The sequence below is a fragment of the [Clostridium] celerecrescens 18A genome (genome assembly GCF_002797975.1).
GTDB lineage: Bacteria > Bacillota > Clostridia > Lachnospirales > Lachnospiraceae > Lacrimispora > Lacrimispora celerecrescens.
In genome coordinates, this window is record NZ_PGET01000001.1 from 3902217 (window position 1) to 3923616 (window position 21400).

General features: G+C 46.3%; 17 protein-coding genes. All 17 read right to left on the reverse strand.

From position 1 onward, the window contains the following. Nucleotides 1–194 precede the first annotated feature (194 nt). Nucleotides 195–581, reverse strand: coding sequence for a LytR/AlgR family response regulator transcription factor (locus H171_RS17735; RefSeq protein ID WP_100306316.1), 387 nt, complete (start codon nt 579–581; stop codon nt 195–197). A gap of 331 nt (nt 582–912) precedes the next feature. After that, the gene (locus tag H171_RS17740; RefSeq protein WP_100306317.1) at nt 913–1254 is read right to left on the reverse strand and encodes a P-II family nitrogen regulator; all 342 of its coding nucleotides are present in this window, start codon (nt 1252–1254) and stop codon (nt 913–915) included. A 16-nt stretch (nt 1255–1270) separates the two neighbouring features. Then, entirely contained in the window at nt 1271–2506 is a 1236-nt protein-coding gene (locus H171_RS17745; protein WP_100306318.1) for an ammonium transporter, read from the reverse strand. Between the two features lie 250 nt (nt 2507–2756). Beyond that, the gene (locus H171_RS17750) at nt 2757–4274 is read right to left on the reverse strand and encodes a bifunctional metallophosphatase/5'-nucleotidase (RefSeq protein WP_100306319.1); all 1518 of its coding nucleotides are present in this window, start codon (nt 4272–4274) and stop codon (nt 2757–2759) included. Nucleotides 4275–4278: 4 nt separating this feature from the next. After that, nucleotides 4279–5088, reverse strand: coding sequence for a phosphonate ABC transporter, permease protein PhnE (phnE, locus tag H171_RS17755; protein WP_100306320.1), 810 nt, complete (start codon nt 5086–5088; stop codon nt 4279–4281). A 12-nt stretch (nt 5089–5100) separates the two neighbouring features. After that, entirely contained in the window at nt 5101–5922 is an 822-nt protein-coding gene (gene phnE, locus H171_RS17760; RefSeq protein WP_100306321.1) for a phosphonate ABC transporter, permease protein PhnE, read from the reverse strand. Continuing rightward, nucleotides 5919–6674 (reverse strand): phosphonate ABC transporter ATP-binding protein, encoded by a 756-nt coding sequence (phnC, locus tag H171_RS17765; protein ID WP_100306322.1) that lies wholly within the window; start codon nt 6672–6674, stop codon nt 5919–5921. The genes phnE (H171_RS17760) and phnC overlap by 4 nt, the downstream gene beginning before the upstream one ends. A gap of 83 nt (nt 6675–6757) precedes the next feature. Beyond that, nucleotides 6758–7864: a phosphate/phosphite/phosphonate ABC transporter substrate-binding protein gene (locus H171_RS17770; protein ID WP_100306323.1), complete on the reverse strand. Its 1107-nt coding sequence runs from the start codon at nt 7862–7864 to the stop codon at nt 6758–6760. Between the two features lie 48 nt (nt 7865–7912). Continuing rightward, on the reverse strand, nt 7913–8887 hold the full coding sequence (locus H171_RS17775; protein ID WP_100306324.1) for a LacI family DNA-binding transcriptional regulator: 975 nt from the start codon (nt 8885–8887) through the stop codon (nt 7913–7915). 210 nt (nt 8888–9097) lie between these two features. Then, nucleotides 9098–11302, reverse strand: a complete 2205-nt coding sequence (locus H171_RS17780) for a DNA topoisomerase III (RefSeq protein WP_100306325.1) — start codon at nt 11300–11302, stop codon at nt 9098–9100. 288 nt (nt 11303–11590) lie between these two features. Beyond that, nucleotides 11591–12979 (reverse strand): MATE family efflux transporter, encoded by a 1389-nt coding sequence (locus H171_RS17785; protein ID WP_100306326.1) that lies wholly within the window; start codon nt 12977–12979, stop codon nt 11591–11593. Nucleotides 12980–13218: 239 nt separating this feature from the next. After that, a complete protein-coding gene (locus H171_RS17790) occupies nt 13219–14232 on the reverse strand; it encodes an ABC transporter permease subunit (protein WP_100306327.1) in 1014 nt (337 codons plus the stop codon). Continuing rightward, on the reverse strand, nt 14233–15288 hold the full coding sequence (locus tag H171_RS17795) for an ABC transporter permease (RefSeq protein WP_100306328.1): 1056 nt from the start codon (nt 15286–15288) through the stop codon (nt 14233–14235). It abuts the gene before it with no gap. Further along, nucleotides 15281–16801 carry a sugar ABC transporter ATP-binding protein gene (locus H171_RS17800; RefSeq protein ID WP_100306329.1) on the reverse strand — a complete coding sequence of 507 codons (1521 nt, stop codon included), beginning with the start codon at nt 16799–16801 and terminating at the stop codon, nt 15281–15283. The genes H171_RS17795 and H171_RS17800 overlap by 8 nt, the downstream gene beginning before the upstream one ends. A 153-nt stretch (nt 16802–16954) precedes the next feature. Next, on the reverse strand, nt 16955–18049 hold the full coding sequence (locus H171_RS17805; RefSeq protein WP_100306330.1) for an ABC transporter substrate-binding protein: 1095 nt from the start codon (nt 18047–18049) through the stop codon (nt 16955–16957). 171 nt (nt 18050–18220) lie between these two features. After that, a complete protein-coding gene (locus tag H171_RS17810) occupies nt 18221–19660 on the reverse strand; it encodes a sensor histidine kinase (protein WP_242976985.1) in 1440 nt (479 codons plus the stop codon). After that, nucleotides 19644–21272 carry a response regulator transcription factor gene (locus tag H171_RS17815; RefSeq protein WP_166433631.1) on the reverse strand — a complete coding sequence of 543 codons (1629 nt, stop codon included), beginning with the start codon at nt 21270–21272 and terminating at the stop codon, nt 19644–19646. The genes H171_RS17810 and H171_RS17815 overlap by 17 nt, the downstream gene beginning before the upstream one ends. Between the last annotated feature and the right edge of the window lie 128 nt (nt 21273–21400).

Genomic DNA, 21400 nt, shown 5'->3' on the forward strand with positions numbered 1-21400 from the left:
ACATTATATCATAGTCATCTGGGTTCGTCCATTAAATTACAAAAAGTAAGGAAATACAAGGCTTTCCGTAAATTTGAAATGATTTTTTAAGGGTTTTTGCGTTACATAAAACGCAAAAACCCCTTTTGACTGTTTAACCATTATATCCAGACTTATCCTTCTCTGTGAAGGCAAAAATCACCGCCTGCTATTTTTTACATGCTAGATATGACTACTCTTTTATACATTTTATATTGATCAATCATTTTAATAATCTGCAATTTTGTATAGGGCTTAATAATAAAGCCAAAAGCCCGTATCTTCCAGGCTTCCAGCGAAAAGCCGGGAATGCCGGAAAGAAGTACTACCTCCGGCGGGTCCGGAAGTTCATACAGCTTAGCTGCAAGAGTAATCCCGCTGATATCCGGCATGACCACATCCGAAAACACCATATCTACCGGATTTTCTTTCACATATTGTATGGCTGTAATGGCTTCATTGAAGCTTCCGCACAGCTCAATTCCGTCTATTTCCTTTAAAATACGAGTCAGCTTGATTAATAATTCCTCTGAGTTATCCACTGCTACAACCCTGATGCTCATAATTCCTCCATGGTTTTATCTCTTTTTCATTAATGTAATAATGCTATTATACTTAAAAATGAATATTCTTTCAACGGGGACAATATAAATTATGACCTTTGCGTCGATATTTGATACCTTGACAAGGCTTTTAGACATGAGTAAATGTATAATTTGGCAAAATAAATGTGGGAACGAATGTAGAATTATTAGACAGTCAATCGGACATCTGCAATCCGCTTTGCTTCCTGATGAGGTTAAAATCCAGAACCATTACTTGAAAATGAAAGAAAGGTTACTTCACTGCCCTGCCCCAGATTTATCAGAAGCAAGGCAGAAAAAAGGATCTTCCTTATTTGACCGCGTCAACTCCCCTTTCTCCAGTGCGGATCCTGATGGCATCTTGTACATCGGATATAAATATCTTCCCATCGCCAAATTCTCCGGTATACGCCTTATCTACGATACAGGCGACAACAGCCTCCGCCTGTTCCTCGGGCACCACCGTCTCGATTTTGATTTTTGTAAGAAAGTTGTAATCCACTTCAACGCCCCGGACAAACTCCGTCCAGCCCTTCTGGTTTCCACAGCCCATGACCTGCATAACGCTTAAGCCATTTAAGTTCAGCTTATCTATGACTTCCTTAATTTCCTCCAGTTTCTCCGGACGGATATAAGCTTCTATTTTTTTCATATGGCGACCCTCCTTTTTAATCCATACCGTTAAATGCAGGATAAGCGGTTTCTCCATGCTCCGAGATATCAAGTCCGAGAGCTTCCTCTTTTCTTGAAACCTTAATTCCTTTCGTAACAAGCGATGTAATCCTCGCAGCAATCAGAGTACCTATAACAGCAATCACAATGGTGATCCCAATGGCCGCCAGCTGGCGGAGGAAAAGAGCGGCTTCACCAAATGCAAGGCCGTTCCAGGCCGCCGCCGGATTAATACTGGTTTTCCCAAATATACCGGTGGCAATCCCGCCCCAGATACCGCCGATCCCGTGACATCCGAATACATCTAAGGCATCGTCATAGCCGAATCTGGACTTCACGTAGTCGATAAAAAAATAACAAATAGGGCTGACAAGTCCTCCGATAATGATTGCCGCCCAGACCGGTACAAAGCCGGCACCGGGAGTTATGGCCACCAGGCCGATGACCATTCCGGTGGAAGCACCCACAAGGGTTGGCTTTCCGTTCTTTATAACCTCCACAAGTACCCAGGAAAGGAGGGCAGAGGCCGCTGCAGTGTTGGTCGTCATAAATGCGTGGGCAGCCAGCTCATTTGCCGCCAGGGCACTGCCGCCGTTAAAGCCAAACCAGCCAAACCAGAGCAGGGAAGCACCCAGAAATACAAATGGAATATTGTGAGGATGGTAAGGCGCTTTTCCCAGGTTCTTTCGTTTGCCAAGGAGAATGGAGAGTACCAGTGCACTGACCCCGGAGCTTATATGTACCACATTTCCTCCTGCAAAATCAACAGAGCCGATCCGGAATAAATAGCCTCCTCCCCATACCATATGAGCCAGGGGATAATAGACGATCAACGACCAGAGCACCATGAAAATAACGAGGGAAGCAAACTTCATTCGCTCCGCAATGGCTCCCGTGATCAACGCCGGGGAGATGATGGCAAACATCATTTGGAATATGGGAAAAGCCAAGGTATTGGGATAAGGCAGAGCGGTGTCCTTAAAAGTGTTGAAATTGAGACCGGTCCATCTTAAATCACCGATGACTCCTCCCAGGTCACCGCTGAAAGACAGGGAAAAACCAATCAAAACCCACATAACAGATCCGACTCCCATGATGATGGCAGATGACATCATCATATTAATAACATTTTTGCGTTTTACCAGACCTCCATAAAAAAATGCCAGCCCCGGCGTCATAATAAAAACCAGTGCCGAACTGATCAAAAGCCAGGCCAAATCTCCATGATCCATAATTGCAGCTCCTCCTTTTTAATCCAGATAAAAAAATGAAGCCATAACCCTTTGTGCCAATGCACAATGTTATGGCTTCGTTGCCTTAAAGTTTTCTGCCGTCTCCGGTATAGGGTTAGACTAATGGAAGAGCAGTTTTTTGTCAAGGAATTTCAGAAGAACGGCCTGATAAACTAATTTATTAAATTTACTGGTTAAAAAAATAAATTAATTCTTTCATTTTCATTGATTTTAGGGCCTGGCATTTCTATTATAGCAGAATCATACCGCCGTTATTAGCAATCTCCACCACAGAATGCTTACGCAAATACTCCAGGGCCATCTGCGGAACCTCTGTTCCAATGCGTTTTATGACCCGGCATTCCCTGTATACCTCATAACCTCCCGTGCCGCTGGCCCGGTAATCGCTCATGCAAAGGCTTAAGGTGCGGCCTGCAAAAGGTTCTCCCTTATACAGGATCTTCTTCACCCGGTTTCCCACAGACTCTTTTAAGTCCACTTCAAAGGTGATCCCGGAAAAATAATCGTAATTATAATGCTCCACTTTAGGCTTTAAGAACACGTCTGATATCTCTATATTCCCATGTTTTAAAGTAAAATATTCGGCGCAGCGCTCCAAAGCCTTTTTCATAGACTCTTCCTTTATCTCAAGGACCACAAGGGTATTTGAAAACGGATAGACCCGCACCAGGTCCCGCATGGTCACATGACTCGGCAGGCTGATGGGCGAATTTCCCAGGCCAACACAGGAGATATCCGCTCCCGTATAGTCAAGCTGAACCTGATTGAAAAAATCTGCAATGGGCGACCCATAGAGTGCCATATCAAGCTTGCTCTTTTCCGGAACAGGCTCCTTTAAACGGCCGATGTCCACATCCAGCCATTCCTGGACTGCCTCCTCCAGAGGAAGCAGAGACTCATAAGGCTCTTTCCCATGAACTTCCCCGGCAGGGCAGACGGAAGATTTCACCGAGACCTTCCCATTTTCGAGCCTGATATCCAGACAGGCATACTGTGCGGCATTAGGAGCCAGCTGCAGGGTATGGGTTCCGAATAGATCTCTTCCTGGAACTGACATGTGCTGGTGGGCTGTCAAAAGGATGTCGTAATCCAGCTCCTTTAAAATGCGGCAGCCCACATTTTCTCCTGATGTACTTAAAACCATTCCGTTGTCAAGATCACATTCATAGCCGCCGTGATAGATGCAAACGGTGACATCTGCCTGGCTTTTCAGATTTTGCAGCTCATTTGCAGCCGCTTCAAAAGCATCAGTAATATGGATCTTCTCTAAATGTTCCGGCTGCTCCCATACGTTAACATAATCTGTCACAACACCGGTCACTCCCAGGCGAAGCCCGTTTTCCAGCGTAAAGACATGGCTTCTTGATATCCGGGCATTTCCTTCTAAGTCTAAGGCATTGGCACAGAGGCAGATTCCTTTCAGTGCCTGAACGTATTCTGCAAGACACTCATAGCCAAAATTAAAATCATGATTTCCTGGAACAACGGCATCATAACCTGCCTCATTGTATACCCTTGCTATGGGGTTTATTCCAGGGACAGCTTCCTTTCTGGAAGTGATATAGGTGGCAAAGGGCGCCCCCTGCAACGTATCTCCTCCGTCAAATACAAGAGTATTTCCATCCTTTTGAAAGTTGGAGATGCAGTTTAGAAGTCCCATGGGCCGTTCTTCTCTGTCACCGTAAGAGGTGGGGAACAGGTATCCGTGCACATCCGAGGTGTAATAAATTCTTGCCTGTTTCTCCAACTGATCACCCCCTGGCCAGCTTTACGCGTATTTTGGTGGATATGTATTCCACGATAAGAACTAAAACCACAAGGCCGACCAGAATAGCTCCCGCTTCATTCCACCGGTAGGCATTCATGGCAAAGATCAGGGGCGCACCTATGCCTCCGGCTCCCACCAGTCCCAGAACCGTTGCATCCCTTAAGTTAATATCGAACCGGTAGATCACCGTAGATGCAAAATTGGGAATCAGCTGGGGCAGGATTCCATACCGAATCTTCTGGAACGTATTGCAGCCGCAGGCATCTAAGGATTCCAGAATCCTGGTGTCCAGATCCTCGATGGCTTCAATATACATTTTGGATACCATACCAATGGAGCAGACGGACATGGTTAAAAGTCCGGTAAATGCACCGGGTCCGCTGACGCGGATGAACATAAGGCCATATACAAAGGCCGGAATGGTCCTCACCGCCATGATCACCAAACGGCTTAAATAGGCTATGGGAGCCGGCATCAAATTAGATGCTGATAAAAAGGACAAGGGAATGGCAAGAAATGCCCCCACAATGGTTCCTAAAAATGCTATGCAGACCGTTTCCAAAAGAAGGTAGGGAACTCCCTGTACGGTTAAATTAAACAGCAGTTTCCTGTCCGGGTGAAAAATCCCGTTTAAAATATTTCCGGCAATCTTTAGCCCTCCAAGTCCGCTTCCTGAAAAATCCACGGCAGAGCCGGACCATAGAACGAGGGCCAGGACAACCACGGACACGGTTATCCGGTAAACGGTGTTTCTTGGGCGTTCTTCATATGCTTTTTCAATCTGTTTATTCATCAGTCGGCCCTCCTACACCAGTTTCCGGCGGCAGTAACGGCTCACCGACTCAATTAAAAATACGGCAACAAACAGCATGATAAGAATCATGCCCACACTGGGGTATTCTCTCCAGCCTAATTTCTCATTCAGAATCAGCCCAAGGCCGCCTGCGCCTACGTAGCCTAAAATCGCTGCATAGCGGACATTACCTTCAAAGCAAAACAATCCATTGGATATATAGGAAGGAAGTACCTGGGGAATGATGGCGCTCACAAAGGCCCGGACCTTGGTGGCTCCTATGGCTTCCATGGCCTCAAAGGCTCCCATATCGGCAGTTTCGATCTCTTCATATAAAATCTTACCCATATAGGCAAAGGTGAAAACGGTAATGGCCGTAGTTCCTGCCAGGGTGCCCAGGCCGAACACATAAGTGGCGATCAGAGCGGTCACCAGAGTAGGAAGAGTCCTCACAATGCTTAAGAACAATCTCATGATGCTGACGACTGCAGAACTTTTTATAATATTGGTAGAAGCAGCCATAGCAAAGGGGATGACCAGCACCGCACCAATCACGGTCCCCAGAAGCGACATCTTGATGGTGTCAAACAAAGGCTTCCACACCTGAGAGCTATAGGAAAATGCCGGAGGAACCATCATTCCTAATATAACAAAGAACTGATTTCCCCTTTCCAACAAGACCTTCATGTCAAAGCCGGTGATTTTCACGGAAAGCACGGTTAAAAACACCAGGATCAAAGCGATCAGAGGAAGCCTGGAAGCCGGCCGAAAGACGGTCTTTCCGCTGGACAATTCGATTTTCCTGGGCGGAAATATCTTGTCATATAAACTCATCCTGCCGCCTCCTCTTCTTTTCCTTCATATATTTCATTTAAAATATCCTGGGTGACTTCAGTGGAAGGGCCATCGTATACGATCTGACCGGCCCGTATGCCTACAACGCGGCTTGCATACTGGAGCGCCAGATCCACATGGTGAATATTTAACAGGATGGTAATGTTCATTTCCTTATTGATCCTTAAAAAATCTCCCATAACCTGTTTAGCCGTAACCGGGTCAAGGGAAGCCACCGGCTCATCCGCCAGGATGATCTGGGGATTCTGAGCCAGGGTCCTTGCAAGCGCGACCCTCTGCTGCTGGCCTCCTGACAGCTGATCCGCACGGACAAACGCCTTATCCAGGATTCCCACCTTGTCGAGTGCCTCTAAAGCCCCCAGCTTATCCTCCTTTGGATATATGCCGAACAGAGCCTTTATAAACGGCAGTTCCGGCACCTTAGACATAAGAACATTATTAATGACCAGGGTTCTGGTCACCAGGTTAAAGGACTGGAAGATCATGCCGATTCTGCGGCGGAATCGCCTTAACTCCTTTCCTTTTAACTGCATTACATCGGTTCCATCTACGGTCAAACTTCCTTCCGTGATATCATGCATGCGGTTAATGGTACGGAGAAGGGTAGACTTTCCGGCACCGGAAAGACCGATGATCGCTACAAATTCCCCCTGCTCAATCTTTAAGTTAACATCTTTTAAGGCATGAAAGCCATTGGGATACTTTTTGCCCACCTGATTAAATTCAATCATATTTTCCTCATTTCCCAGGATAGAGTTCGGAGGCGCCGCAAATGTATTCCGTTTACGACGCCTCCGCAGCCTGTGTGTATTATTTATTTCGCATTTAATTCCTTAATCATCTTCTGTGCCGCACGTTCATTGTCATAATCAGCGCTCTGTGCAGGCTTATATCCATTGTGGCTGTAGATGGCGATGACTTTCTTGCCCTCTTCCGTGTTGCCAATGTTGATAAATGCGTTTTGTACTGCCTTTATAAACGCATCATCCATGATTTTAGAGGTCTTGCTCACGCTGACCGTATCATTGAAAATAGGAGGAGTCACACCGATTACACCTGTTTCTTCCCAGATGGAGCCGGCTCTTCCGTATTCAGATTTCCATTTCTCCTCATAATCCCTGCGGGCGTCCGCATAGGTACAGAGAACATCCACCTGCCCGGAAGCAAGTCTTGCAAATGCGCTTCCATAAGAATCAGACTGAACTGCATGGGAAAGATTTAAAATATTCTTCTGGAAATTATCCTGAAGCCATAAGGAGGGATAAATGTATCCTGCCGGTGAAGAGGATGACATAACGCTCCAGTTTGCTCCGTCTAAATCCTCAAAGGTCAATGCTTCGCCCTTGTTTACCTTATCTGACAATGCTTTCCCCTTTTCAGAAGGTCCTGCAATAATAAGCGCGCGGTAGGAAGTTGCCTGATCTGTGGTTCCCTCGGTTGCCTTACCATCATTCCAGTCCTTTGCGGAATCAAAATTCTTGCTTAATGCATCCCTGGTGGCCGTAAGAATCACTTCTGCGCCATCATCATAAAGGACATAAGTACCTCCAGGAATCAGACCGATATCTGCAGTACCTGCGGAAAGAGCCTCTCCAACCGCTTCATAGCTGGTTCCAACCGTAATTACTACTTCCCCGATATCATAGCCTTCTTTTCCCAGCTCTGACTTCAGCATGTCTTTTAAAGGCTCTGTGGCGGTTACGATCTCCTGCGGCTCTCTGGAAGGAACAAAGTATACATTCAGTTTGTCGACCTTCTTGTTCTCAGCTTTTGCCTCCGCCTTTGTGGTTTCTCCTGCTGCAGAAGACGCTGCCTCGGTCCCTGCTGCGGTTGTGGCTCCTGTTTGGCTGCCGCCAGAACATCCGCCGATCATTGCTGCACAAAGTGCTGCTGCCATTAATACAGAAACTGTTTTTTTCATACTGCTCTCCTTTTTGTGTGATTCATCGGTTCTTGGGATCATGAGTCATCACGCACTGTCCCCTACCTCTAGCTTTGTCGGGAGATAAATTGTCATATTGTCCTTACGGCCTTCCTGGATCTGTTCCAGCAGAAGCTTGATCGCTGTCTGCCACACGATATCAGGAAACATCCGGACCTTTGTGTACGAGGGCCATTTGGATTCCAGGGTCTCAATGTCCTTATAGATGACCACTGCCACATCCTTTGGCACGCGAAGTCCTGCATCCTGAAATGCTTCCAAAGCACCTTCCGCGACCTCTTCGCTTCCTAAGAGCACCGCTTCCGGCAGACGGCCTGACTGGATTGCCTGCTTTGCCAGATGATAACCGCTTTCCCTGCTGATATCGCCTATGTAAAAATTCTCTTCCTCATAAAAGCCTCTCTGCATAAAAGCTCCCCGGATTCCTTCCAGTCTCCGGTAACCGATTCTTACCTGGCCTTCTTCATAAATTCCTCCGATATAGCCTACGCTGCAGTATTTTTTCTGGTCCATAAGATAGTCCAGCATTTCATGGATTCCCTTATTAAAGTCCATGACAATGCTGTCATACTCATAATCCTTTGGATCTGAATTGATGAATACGATGGCAAAACTCTGCATACGCAGAAACTCCATCTCTTCCTCAGAAAAAACGCCGAAGGCCATGATACCGTCGTACTGTCCAGGCTGGTTTTTATCCAGCCGCTCAAACCGCACATCATTTTTTCCTGACATGGACTTTACGATTAGGTCCAGGGAAGAAAGCCTGATGTTGGTCCGGTCTTTCCGGATAATATGCCAGTCAGCAACTCCTATAACAATTCCTCTTTCTTTCTGCGCATGACGCCTCCTGGGTGGGACATATTTTAACTCGTGGGCAATTCTGAATATCCTTTTTTTCACTTCCGGACTCACCACAATGGTATCATCCTGGTTTAATACCCTTGATACCGTTGCAATGGATACATCCGCAAGCTGCGAAATTTCTTTTATTGTAGCCATAATCTATATCCTCACCTTCCAATTTTCATTATAATTGCAGTTTCTGTCAGCGTCAATAAGTAAAGTAAAATTTTACTAAATTTTTACCTAATTTTGATCCGGTATTCACAAAAAGGATGTCTGACTTGAGACATCCTTTTCCTATACTACATGGTCCTTTGTCACGGCCTCCCTTTGTCCAGGCCGTGACTTGGTCGATCAGCGAACCAGTTAATCCTCATTTCCTCCCAGATTCAGCTTTGCAAACGCATCTGCAAAGGCTGAATTGATGGGCTTATCCGCTTCCTTTTTCTGTTGGTTCAAATACTTTGCCACATCCTTTTTGGATACCCCGGCGCCTTCCTTGGCACGCCGTTCCTTAAAGTTAGAAAGCTTTTCCTTGTAGCCGCATTTGCAGACAAAGATTTGTCCGTCTCCTTTTCCCTTAAGCTCCAGCTTCTTATGGCAGACCGGGCATCTTGCATTGCTGGTTCTGGAAACTGTTTCCCGGTGCCCGCACTCCCTATCCTGGCAGACCAGCATCTCGCTGTTTTTTCCTTTAACTGCCAACATCCGTTTGCCGCAGACCGGGCATTTGTGGTTGGTTAAGTTGTCATGGTTAAAACTGCCTTCGCCTGACTTGATCTGATGAATCAGATCACCGGAATACTGTCTGATGTCCTTCATAAACGCGGCCCGTTTTAATTTCCCCCCAGCAATTTCGGAAAGTCTCATCTCCCATTCAGCCGTCAGCTCCGGTTTCTTTAGATCCTCCGGTACAAGAGTGAGCAGCTGTTTGGCCTTGGAGGTCAAATAGATGTCCTTCCCACGCCGTTCTAAAAGAAAGCTGGAAAACAGCTTTTCAATGATATCCGCTCTTGTGGCCACGGTCCCAAGTCCCCCTGTTTCTCCCAGGGTCCTTGCCATATCACGGTCTTTTGTTTCCATATAAGAAACCGGATTTTCCATGGCCGAAAGAAGGGTCGCTTCCTGAAAGGGTGACGGGGACTTTGTCTTTCCTTCGGTCATGGTAACTGTAAGCCCTGCAAGCCGGTCCCCCTTTTTCATAACAGGAAGATTTTGCTCTTTTAATTCCTGCTCCTCGTCTTCCTCATCCTGAGTTTCATAAACTTCCTTCCAACCCAGTGCCTTTACGGTCTTTCCTCTGGCCGCAAGAGTTTCTCCTCCTAAATCCAGGGTAATTTCTGTCTGTTCATATTCAAATGGAGGATATAGTACCGCCAGGAACCTGCGGACCACCAGATCATAGATCTTCCGCTCATCAATGGTCATATGTTCCATCTGGACAAACTGTTCCGTAGGAATGATGGCATGATGATCTGTCACCTTCTTGTCGTTTACAAAAGAGGGAGCTGCCTGGATCCTCTGGTTCATCAGCCTTCCGGCCAGCTTCCGGTACGGACCAACACCGCAGGCTTCCAGTCTTTCCTTGATGGATGGAACGATGTCCGAGCTTAAATACCTGGAGTCTGTTCTGGGGTAGGTGAGGACCTTGTGGTTTTCATAAAGCCTTTGCATGATATTTAACGTCTCTTTTGCAGAATAGTTGAACCTTCGGTTGGCTTCCCTCTGCAGCTCCGTTAAATCATAAAGCTGGGGAGATTCCATCTTCTTCGGAACGCTTTTTACCTCTGTGACCACGCCCTCACCCTGGGCTTTCATTTTATTTAGAAGGGATTCCACCCGGTCCTTATCAAAGGAACGGAAACTCTTTGATTTCTCATCCCGCCAGGTAAAGGAAAGGGCCGGAGCTGCACATTTGGCAGTAATGCCGTAGTAAGGCTTGGGAACAAAACTTTTGATTTCCTCTTCTCTCCTTGCGATGATGGCAAGCGTGGGGGTCTGCACCCGGCCGCAGCTTAAGCTGGCGTTGTATTTGCAGGTCAGCGCCCTGGTTGCATTGATACCTACCAGCCAGTCCGCTTCGGCACGGCACATGGCGGCATCGTATAAGTTATCATATTCATGGCCATTTTTTAATTTTGCAAAGCCTTCCTTAATGGCCTTATCCGTAACGGAAGAGATCCAGAGCCTTTTTATGGGCTTCTTATTCCCCGCCTTTTCAAGAATCAGTCTGGCTACAAGCTCCCCTTCCCGCCCGGCATCCGTAGCAATGATGATTTCACCTACATCTGCACGGTGAATCTGGGTTTTTACCACACGGTACTGCTTGCCGGTCTGCTTGATCACTTCAAGCCGGAACTGGTCCGGCATCATGGGAAGATTCTCTATCTTCCATTCCTTATATTTGGGATCATAGTCTTCAGGGTCAGCAAGCGTCACCAGATGGCCAAGTCCCCAAGTGATCACATAATTTTCCCCTTCGATTACTCCATTGTTATTCCTATTGCAGTGAAGGACCCGGGCAATATCCCTGGCCACCGACGGTTTTTCCGCTATAATTAATGATTTCATGTAATTCCTCCAAACTCAAGTCTCTTCCAATTATATCGTATTGTCCAGGTTATTACAACTTCTACATCATATCGAGCCGTGCCAAAAAAGCCGTTCCTGTCATGCGGTAACAGGAGCGGCTTATTGGAGGAGTCATGATCCCTCACGGGTCAATTGAAGGTATCATCAGAGGGTTCGTCTGATGTATAGAATATTCACATGTAGTTAGTTCAAGCTAACTACTTTTATATTATCACAAACGAAAATGAAATACAAGAGATTTCTTGAAATTATTTCTCATTAACTTATTTAATCTTCCTGCCCCAACACAATGTTATGGATCCACACGCCTTTTTTCACCAGCACAAAGCCAACAATGCATTTTATGATCTCCACCATCTGGCACATGAAATATAGCGGTACGATAGGAATGATAGTATACCGGCTGAGAGTATAGGCAACCGGAATGCTGACCACCCACATGAAAACACTGTCAAACAAAAAGGTGATAAACGTCTTTCCACCGGATCGCAGGGTAAAATAAGCCACGTTCATGAATGCGTTCATTGGCATACACAAAGCCAGTATGCGGATAAACTGGACGGCCAGGCTCCTGACCTCGTCCGTGGTATTGTAGATCATAGGGAACAGAGGGGCTGTGATTGCTAAAAGTCCTCCCATGAACACGCAAGAACCAATGGAAAAGGCAATCAGTTTCGTGTCCGTATCCCTGGCTTCTTCCATTTTTCCGGCTCCTAAAAGCTGTCCCACAATGATAGAGACCGCACTTCCAAGGGCTAAGTAAACCACATTAAATACATTTCCTATGGTTGAGGATATATTAAGGCCTGCCACAGCAGTCAATCCCCTCACAGAGTAGCACTGCATCAAAGTTGCCACTCCCGCAGCCCAAAGGGCTTCGTTTACGATAAGAGGTGTCCCCTTAATAAAGATATTCCTCACAAGGCCAGCCGGTATATAAAAGCTGTTATAAGCTCCTGAAATAAACGGATTCTTTTTCGGGTTCCTATGAGTCCAGACTATTATGACCGCTGCTTCTACGAATCTGGCCATAACGGTTGCTATTGCCGCCCCCATTACACCCAGAACCGGGGCTCCAAGCTTTCCAAAAATCAGGATATAATTAAACACAAGATTTACCAGGACTGCCACAATTCCGGCTTTCATGGGTACTACCGTTTCCCCGCACTCCCTCAAAGTACTGACATAAGCCTGCTCAATCGCAAAGGGTACCAAACCAATCAGCATGACAAGCATATACCGCCTTCCATGCATCAGTGCTGTCGCAAGCTCCGCATCATTCCCCTCTCCATGGAGATACATGGCAATCATATCTTCTCCTAAGAAGTAGAACAAAGCCACTGCAACCGCAGACAGAAGCGCGCAGCAGATGATTTTAAACCGGAATGTATGCCGCACTCCGTCATGCCTTCCGCAGCCAAAGAACTGGGCGCCGAAGATACCTGCTCCCGATATGATTCCAAAAATACTGATGTTAAAGACAAAGATCAGCTGGTTTACAATAGCCACGCCGGACATCTGCTCTGTCCCTACCATACCCACCATAATATTATCCAGCAGGCTGACAAAGTTTGTGATCCCATTTTGAACCATAATGGGAATGGCGATTGTTAACACCATTCTGTAAAACGCCTTATTTCCGATAAATTTTTTCATAAGTTCTTCCAGTAAAAGCGCGCTTTTCTGTTATACCTCCGTAACGTAGATTTTCTGCCTTAAACAGAGTATCATAACTTTAATATGGAACAAGGTCCTATGTCAACAAAATCTGATTATTTTACCCGGTTTTTCACTGAGAGTGACTGCGGATAATCAATAGACGGGAGCCTCTGTCCAACGGTCACAATCCCGTCAGGCAGCGGTTCCCGCCTATCCATATCTTTCTCTTGGGAATTTTACTTCTCCTTTGCCTTGGCAAACAGGCTTTGAAGAAGAATAAAAAATGCCAGCAGCGCCGCAATGGTGATCTTCGTCCACCAGGATGAAAGCGTCCCCTGGAAGGTAATGAATGTCTCTATGGTTCCCTTTATTAAGACCCCAAACAGGCTTCCGAACACATTTCCCACACCTCCGGAAAGCAGTGTCCCCCCAATAACTGCCGATGCGATGGCTTCCATCTCAAAACCCTTTGCCTGTTCCACAAAGCCCGCACAGGTATTTAAACAGAACAGAAATCCGCCTAATGCACATAAAAAGCCGTTTATGACATACACCAAAAGCTTTGTGCGCTTTACATTTAGCCCCATCATCAGCGCAGATTGCTCGTTTCCGCCTACCGCATAAATCGTCCGCCCGAACTTCGTATATTTTAGAGCCACGAAGACCAGCACCAATACCACCAACGCGATGATAACGCTTGGATAAAGGAAGGGATAGTTCACCACACCCTTTTTATTTACGGTTCCTCCGAGAAAGGTCAAATTAATTTTACTCTTCGCCCATTTTAAAAACAGCTCATTCTTTACGCTGATCATTTCCTGGCTGATGATGGCCGTCATGCCTCTGGCAAAGAACATTCCTGCCAGGGTCACGATAAATGGCTGTATTTTTAGGTATGCAATAAAAAATCCCTGGGCCAGGCCAAAAAAGATGCCTATGACCAGAACAGTCAAAAGAGCCGGAACAGCTCCAATTCCCTTTACTTCCATCATCCAGGCCAGCATCATGCAGGTAAGGGCCACCACAGAACCAACGGAAATATCAATCCCTCCTGTGATCATGACCATGGTCATGCCTGCCGCAATCACGATCAGACCGGCATTGGAAATGAAAAGGTTTAAAAATACCTGGGGCTTTGCAAATCCTTTGCTGTTAAAAATTATGATTCCGGCTATGTACATTGTCACGAAAAGGGCAATGGTGATCATAAGCAGAAATATTTTTCCGTCTGTCTTCCCTCTGTTCTTCATTTATGCCACCTTCTTTCCCACTTCACGGCCTGTTTGGTATCTTTTTGCCATTTTTTTAAGCTCCGTTGACTGAAGGGCAACGATGATCACCACAACGATTGCCTTATAAACCGGTATCTGGTCCGGAGAGACTCCCATGGCGTATAAGGTGGTACTTAAAGCCTGAATGGTGTAGGCACCAATGACACTTCCAAGGAGAGAGAACTTACCGCCTCCCAGGCTATTGCCTCCTAATGCTACTGCAAGGATCGCATCTAGCTCCAGATTAAGCCCGATGTTGTTGGCGTCTGCCGAATAGATTCTGGAAGATGCAACAAGGCCGGATACGCCGGCGCAAAGGCCGCAGAATACATAGGACAGAAAGATGATCCTGGAAGATTTGATTCCCATGAGTCTGGAAGCCCTGGAGTTGATTCCTACCGTCTGGATATAAAGCCCCAGCGTAGTCTTTTTAAGTAATACGTAAGTAAGGATCACTACCAGAAGTGCCACGAATACGGGAGTTGGAACAGGAATCCCGGGAATGCTGGATCCCAGCATTTTATAAGATTCCACCCGAATGTAGGTGATCTGCCCTCTGGTGATCAGCTGTGCCATACCCCGACCTGCCGTAAACAGAATCAAGGTCGCTACCATGGGCTGGATCTTCATCTTCGCCACCAGGAATCCATTAAAGCATCCGCATAACATACCTGCAAAAACCGCTGCCAGCACACCTAATATATAGGGATTTTGAAACTCATTCACGGTCTGCAGCCCGCCTGCCAGAATATAGCAGCAAACGGCTCCGGCCACAGACATGACCGCTCCCACAGAAATATCCGTCCCCCCGGAAGCCGCTACAACCATGGTCATTCCCACAGACAGGATCACCAGATCACTAGCCCGGTTGATCACATCGATAATATAACCGTATAAAACACCGTTTTTTATTGTTACCTGAAAAAAAGTCGGTGTTTTGATAAGGTTTGACAACAGCACCAGAACAAGGCAGAACAGTGGCAGAAACAAGCGGGTTCCAGTTAGTTTCTTCACAAACACGATCAGCTTATTCATCTCCCGCACCTCCTGCAATTGCCTTCATAATATTATTCTGGTCCAGTTCGCCTTCTTTAAGCTCTCCCACCTTCTGCCCATCCCGGAGTACGGCCATACGACTGCAGGTACGCAGCATTTCCTCTACCTCCGAAGAGATAAACATTACGGCCTTGTCCTCCTCTGAAAGCTTTACCACCAATTTCTGAATCTCTGTCTTGGTACCGACATCGATCCCTCTGGTGGGTTCATCTAGTATGAGAAAATCCGGGTCCGTAAGGAGCCATCTTCCTAAAATCACCTTCTGCTGGTTTCCTCCACTTAAGCTTTTTACAGGAGTCTCCCTGTTAGCTGTCTTTATCTGTAATAGTTCTATATACTTATCTGCAAGCTCCTCCTGCTCTTTTTGTCCAAAAGGCCGGAACATTCCCTTCTTTGCCTGAAGCGCCAAAATCAAATTGTCACGTACCGATAGATCCGCCACGATCCCTTCCTCCTTCCGGTTTTCCGGAAGATACGCCATACCAGCCATCATGGCGTCAAGGGGAGCCGCCACCGAAACCGGCCGGCCGTTTACTTTTAACGCCCCGCTGTCCGGCTTATCCGCTCCATAAAGGCTCCTGGCAAGCTCCGAGCGTCCGGATCCTAAAAGCCCGGTAAGGCCAATTACCTCCCCTTTACGGACCTTTAAGTCGTAGGGCTTTATAGTTCCCTGCTTCCCGATCCCCTGTGCATCGATCACCAATTCCCCGGACCGTTCCTTTGCCTCTCCACTTTTTTTTATGGCAGCCAGATCGTCAAAATCTTTTCCCATCATCTTGGCTACCAGCTGTACTCTGGGCAGTTTTTCCGTTTCATACTCTCCAACCAGAGCCCCATTTCTCAAAACGGTGATCTTATCGCAGACCTCATATACCTGTTCCAGGAAATGTGTGACAAAAATGATTCCTACCCCTTCTGATTTGAGGCGGTCCATCAGACGGAATAGCTTCTCCACCTCATTGTCATCTAAGGAAGAGGTGGGTTCGTCAAGAATCAAAACCTTTGCGGACATATCCACTGCCCTGGCAATTGCAAACATCTGCTGCAAAGCGATGGAATAGTTCTCCAGAGCCCTTGTCACATCTATATGGATATCCAGACTCTCCATTAAATCTTTCGCTTTCTTGTTCATGGTTTTCCAGTCGATGATGCCTGCCCGCTTCGGCTCCCTGCCAATGAATAAATTCTCGGCTACGGATAAATTGGGGCAGAGATTGACCTCCTGGTAGACCGTGCTGATCCCATGAGCCTGGGCCTCCTGGGGAGAATGATTGATCATATTCCCTTTAAACCCGTCAATGGTGATTTCTCCTGATTCAAACTCCTCCACACCTGTCAGAACTTTAATAAGGGTGGATTTTCCGGCTCCGTTTTCCCCCATCAGCGCATGGATCTCTCCCCTTCTCAACGTGAAGTCTACATGATCAAGGGCCTGCACACCTGGAAATGTTTTTGATATACTTCGCATGGCTAATACGATTTCATTGGGCATAGAATCCCTTCCTTTCCTCCCCCGTCCTGCTGAAACCGGCAAATTCAGGGATCAAAAAAGGTGCAGAGCGGAGGACTTTAAACCTCCGTCCTCCATTCCCCTGCACCTGTTTATCCAGATTCACTTCTGCTTACGGCTCTAAAGCCCTGTGGATCAATAGGCTCTCTTTGGTTTTTCCTGAGCCGCCGTATCAGCCGGATATACTCCTTCCTGTACATAGGCGATCTTATCTACGCTTTCACCCTTTTCCAGCTTCTGAATGATTTCAGCCACGCGGGGGCCATGAAGCGGGTTACATTCTACGGAAACGTTCATATCACCGGCAATCATGGAATCAAATGCAGCCGCAACCGCGTCAAAGGAAATGATGATGATATCGCCCTTGGGCCCGCAGGTCTTTCCTGCCGCCTTAATAGCGTCAATGGCTCCAAAGGCCATGTTGTCATTTTCTGCAATCACAACGTCAATATCTTGATAGGTCTTTAAGAAGGATTCCATTACTTCCTGTCCCTTGGCCTGAGTAAATTCTCCTGTCTGCCGCTCCAGCATCTTCCACTTTGGATAATCTTTCATCTTCTCTTCCACGCCGTCGGTACGTCCGATCTGAGCAGAAGAACCAATGGTTCCCTGTAGAGTTACGATGTTGATGTCATCATCTGAACGGTTGTTTTTCTTTAAGTAATCACCAAGCCATGCTACTGCATCATAACCTTCCTGAAGGAAATTGGAACCGACCCATGCAGTATAGAGGGAATCGTCGGAAACATCGATCATACGGTCAACGATGATGACCGGAATCCCCGCATCCTTTGCTTCCTGTAAAACCGTATCCCAGCCCGTTTCCGTCACCGGTGCAATCACAATATAGTCCACATCCTGCTGGATAAAGTTACGGACAGCCTTTAGCTGGTTTTCCTGCTTCTGCTGTGCATCATCGAATATCAACTTGTACCCGTTCGCTTCCGTAAACGTGGATTTCATGGATTCCGTGTTAGCTGTTCTCCAGTCAGATTCCGCTCCTACCTGGGAAAAACCTACCACAAGCAAATCTTTTTTTTCTTCTGTCTTGGGTGCCTCTGTCTTGGCTGCCTCTGTCTTGGCTGCCTCAGTCTTAGCCGCCTCTGTTTTTGTTTCCCCTCCTGCCGGCGCCGCGGTGGTCGCTGCAGTCTGAGAACCGCTGCATCCGGATAAAACCATAGCTGCAGTCATGGCAGCCGCCGTCATCATGCCCAGTAATCCTTTCTTCATATCCGTTCCCTCCAAAATGATAGATGTGTTTACTTTTCTTAGTAACTACCAGTATCATAGCGGTTACCGGCTTTCTTCTCAATGCAATATCTTTTGTAAACGGTTGAGATTCTTACGCCTTTGCCGGTCATTCCAAAACAAGGTTGGATTTTTTCAGAAAAAGGTTGATTTTTATCTGTTCCCCTTTAAAGCAGCCGGGATCCTGACGGTAACAGAGGTTCCCACCCCATACTCGCTTTCGATGGAAACCCCATAGGTTTCACCAAAATTAAGCCGGATCCTCTCTGCCACATTGGCAATTCCAAATCCTTCCCGCAACCCTAAGTCTTCCCCGCCGTTTCGCACTAGTCTCTGCATTTTTTCAAGTTCTTCCGGCTTCATTCCGATGCCGTTATCCTCCACCTTTAGCAGAATGTCCTCTTCCTCCTGCCAGCCGCTGATCTTTAGAAAGCCCTTTTTCCTGCAATTCTTAATCCCATGGTAAAGGGCATTCTCCACAATCGGCTGCAGAGTCAGTTTCAACGTAGAGAAGTCCATGATCTGCTCCTTAAAATCGATCTCATAATCCATAATGTCCTCATAGCGGAAATGCTGGATCTGAAGGTAGCTCTTTACATGTTCCGCCTCCCCCCTGATGGTGATAAAATCCTTTCCATTGTTAAGCCCCATCCGCAGAAAGGAAGAAAGGGCCGTAATCATGTCCACCACATCCTGATGACGTTTCCCCTCTGCCAGCCAGACGATAGTATCCAGGGTATTATAAAGAAAATGAGGATTGATCTGAGCCTGCAAAAGCTTTAATTCGGTTTTTCTCTTGAGCTCCTGTTCTTCCCTAATATGTTCAATCAGCTCCCCGATCCGGATCACCATGTGATCATACTGGTCGCTTAGCATCTGGATCTCACGTATATTACTTTTGGGCGCATTGACCTTTAAGCTGCCGTTTGCAAGCACCATGGTATATTGACACAGTTCCTCAATGGGTTTTGTAATCTTCTTTCCAAAGGAAGAAAAAGAAACGATTAAAAACACGATGATGTAAGCGGAAACCACGATACATGAGGCAATGACCCTCTTTGTCTGAGAGTCCAGCTTTAAACGGGTGGATTCTAAGGTCTTTGTTTCGTTGTAAATATAATCGGACATGGTTTCTTGAATCAGTTCAGTGATTATGTAAATATCCTTATCCAGGCGCTCCATATTCCGGTCATAATCACCGATAATATTGCTGGTACGGATGTCTTCAATCCTCTTTTCCAGAATTCCGATCAGAATGATGATCCCATCTAACCCCTTTTTGCTGTTTTCCTGAGGAGTGGAATCCTTTAACTGTTCAAACAATCTCCGGGAATTTTCCAGCTCTTCATAGGGATTTAAAGAATCAAAGGTGTCCGCGCCTATGACAATTCGGTACATCTTATAATCGATGTTGGATTTAAAGTCAAAATTAAACTCCGTAGCCATAGTTAAGTTCCGGATGCTTTGCCGATACTGTTCATTCTGCCACGCCATCATATACAGCAATATCCCAATCATAATAATGACCGGGATAAATACGATTGCCTGCATAGATTGTAATTTAGCTTTGATTGAATCACGTTTTCGTATCATTTCTGCCTCCTGACCGGAATGCTTTCGGCGTAATTCCATGAGTCTTTTTAAATATGTAGCTGAAATAGTGAGGATCTTTATACCCCACCTGATACCCGATTTCCGAGGCCCGAAGGTCTGTCTTTAAAAGCAGTTCCTTAGCCGCTTCCATACGGACCTTTGTTAAATATTCCACAAATGTAATACCCATTTCCTGACTGAATATGGTGCTGAAGTAATTAGGGCTTATATTCACGCTGGAGGCTACCACATTTAAAGAAATGTCCTCATCCTTATAGTGGCCTTCAATGTAATCCTTGGATCGATCAAGAACCAGGCGGTACTTTTTCTGAGAACAGGTGGTACGGAGGGTGATGGCCTTTTTAAGGATCTCCCTGGCGTACTTTACTGCCCCTTCCTCAGATCCCACACAAGGCTTTAAGGTCTTTCCATCTCCAAATTCCTTTAAAACCTGCTCCGGCTCAAAACCAAGCTGGGTGACAAAACCAATGACAGCAAGATAAACATCCATCAGCAAATACTGCCGGAAGATCAGGGACTTAAAATTACTGCCGCAAGCCTCTAAATATTCTTCCAGAAAATACTTTACCTCAGATATCGAACCATTTTTAAGGAAATTAGGAACAATATCCCGGCTAAGTTTGGTTATGTCCATACCTTCCAGGCTGATGGTTCCTGAATCATCATGAAGCCGGACGGCTGCCTCTGCCGTAAGAAGCTGGTTGTATTCCAGCATGTAGCGGCAGGCGTAGGCTCTACTGGCCGCCTTAAAACAGGTTCTCAGTTCACTGAGCCTGTATACCGGAACGCCAATTCCCCCGAAATATTCCATGCCTGGGCTGGACTCCACAAGTCGTACCAAAAGCTCCTGGCAGGCAGTGGTCTTTCTATCTAAGTCTTCCCAATCGTTTCCCATGACCAGAAATGCATACCCTTCTGTCAGTCGGTTAAATACGATGACTTCTGCCCTGTTCTCAAATCGGTCCTTGATCATCTCATCAAACATAACAACCTGATCCGTAAACTGCTCCTGACTGCCGGAGACCCTTGCCTGAAATAAAATCAGATTATACACCGGTGCGCTAAGGGACAGACTGTGTTCCCGGCCCTTTAAAAGGATCTCCTGAAGGCTTAAGATTCCTGATACAATGGTATCAAACAGCCGGTCCCGCTCCATCCGCTTTCTTTCCTCCTGCTGCTTTAGAAACTCCAATTTATAGCCCCTCTCACTTTTTTCCTGGATAATTGCTTCGCTCATACGCTCCAGAGCCTCTAACAGCTGGCTGCTGCTTACAGGCTTAAGAAGGTAATCCGCTGCGCCAATCCTTATGGCCCGCTTTGCGTATTCAAAGTCATCATATCCGCTGAAAAACATGATGCGAAGGTCCGGAAGTTCTCTCTTTACCATCTCAGCCAGTTCAAGCCCATCCATAAAGGGCATTCGGATATCAGTAAGCAGAATATCAGGCTTTGCCTTTAGAATCAGAGGATATGCCAGCTCCCCATCCGGTGCTTCCCCTGCAAACTCAAATCCGTATTTTTCCCACGGAATACCATTTTTAATTCCCTCACGGACTATTTTTTCATCCTCAGCAAGAAAAATCTTAACCATGTCCAATCCCCCTGTTTGCCCCACATTCATAAGTAGATTATATAAAATATAAAAAAGAAATATAAGAGAATAATTTCAGTCCCTGCATTTTCAATCGTAAAAAAATATACTAAAATCATAGTACCACA

Bases quoted from the DNA above. Each gene is read 5' to 3' on its own strand.
- H171_RS17735 (WP_100306316.1), bottom strand. From the start codon at position 581: ATGAGCATCAGGGTTGTAGCAGTGGATAACTCAGAGGAATTATTAATC.
- H171_RS17740 (WP_100306317.1), bottom strand. From the start codon at position 1,254: ATGAAAAAAATAGAAGCTTATATCCGTCCGGAGAAACTGGAGGAAATT.
- H171_RS17745 (WP_100306318.1), bottom strand. From the start codon at position 2,506: ATGGATCATGGAGATTTGGCCTGGCTTTTGATCAGTTCGGCACTGGTT.
- phnE (WP_100306320.1), bottom strand. From the start codon at position 5,088: ATGAATAAACAGATTGAAAAAGCATATGAAGAACGCCCAAGAAACACC.
- phnE (WP_100306321.1), bottom strand. From the start codon at position 5,922: ATGAGTTTATATGACAAGATATTTCCGCCCAGGAAAATCGAATTGTCC.
- phnC (WP_100306322.1), bottom strand. From the start codon at position 6,674: ATGATTGAATTTAATCAGGTGGGCAAAAAGTATCCCAATGGCTTTCAT.
- H171_RS17770 (WP_100306323.1), bottom strand. From the start codon at position 7,864: ATGAAAAAAACAGTTTCTGTATTAATGGCAGCAGCACTTTGTGCAGCA.
- H171_RS17775 (WP_100306324.1), bottom strand. From the start codon at position 8,887: ATGGCTACAATAAAAGAAATTTCGCAGCTTGCGGATGTATCCATTGCA.
- H171_RS17780 (WP_100306325.1), bottom strand. From the start codon at position 11,302: ATGAAATCATTAATTATAGCGGAAAAACCGTCGGTGGCCAGGGATATT.
- H171_RS17785 (WP_100306326.1), bottom strand. From the start codon at position 12,979: ATGAAAAAATTTATCGGAAATAAGGCGTTTTACAGAATGGTGTTAACA.
- H171_RS17790 (WP_100306327.1), bottom strand. From the start codon at position 14,232: ATGAAGAACAGAGGGAAGACAGACGGAAAAATATTTCTGCTTATGATC.
- H171_RS17795 (WP_100306328.1), bottom strand. From the start codon at position 15,288: ATGAATAAGCTGATCGTGTTTGTGAAGAAACTAACTGGAACCCGCTTG.
- H171_RS17800 (WP_100306329.1), bottom strand. From the start codon at position 16,801: ATGCCCAATGAAATCGTATTAGCCATGCGAAGTATATCAAAAACATTT.
- H171_RS17805 (WP_100306330.1), bottom strand. From the start codon at position 18,049: ATGAAGAAAGGATTACTGGGCATGATGACGGCGGCTGCCATGACTGCA.
- H171_RS17810 (WP_242976985.1), bottom strand. From the start codon at position 19,660: ATGATACGAAAACGTGATTCAATCAAAGCTAAATTACAATCTATGCAG.
- H171_RS17815 (WP_166433631.1), bottom strand. From the start codon at position 21,272: ATGGTTAAGATTTTTCTTGCTGAGGATGAAAAAATAGTCCGTGAGGGA.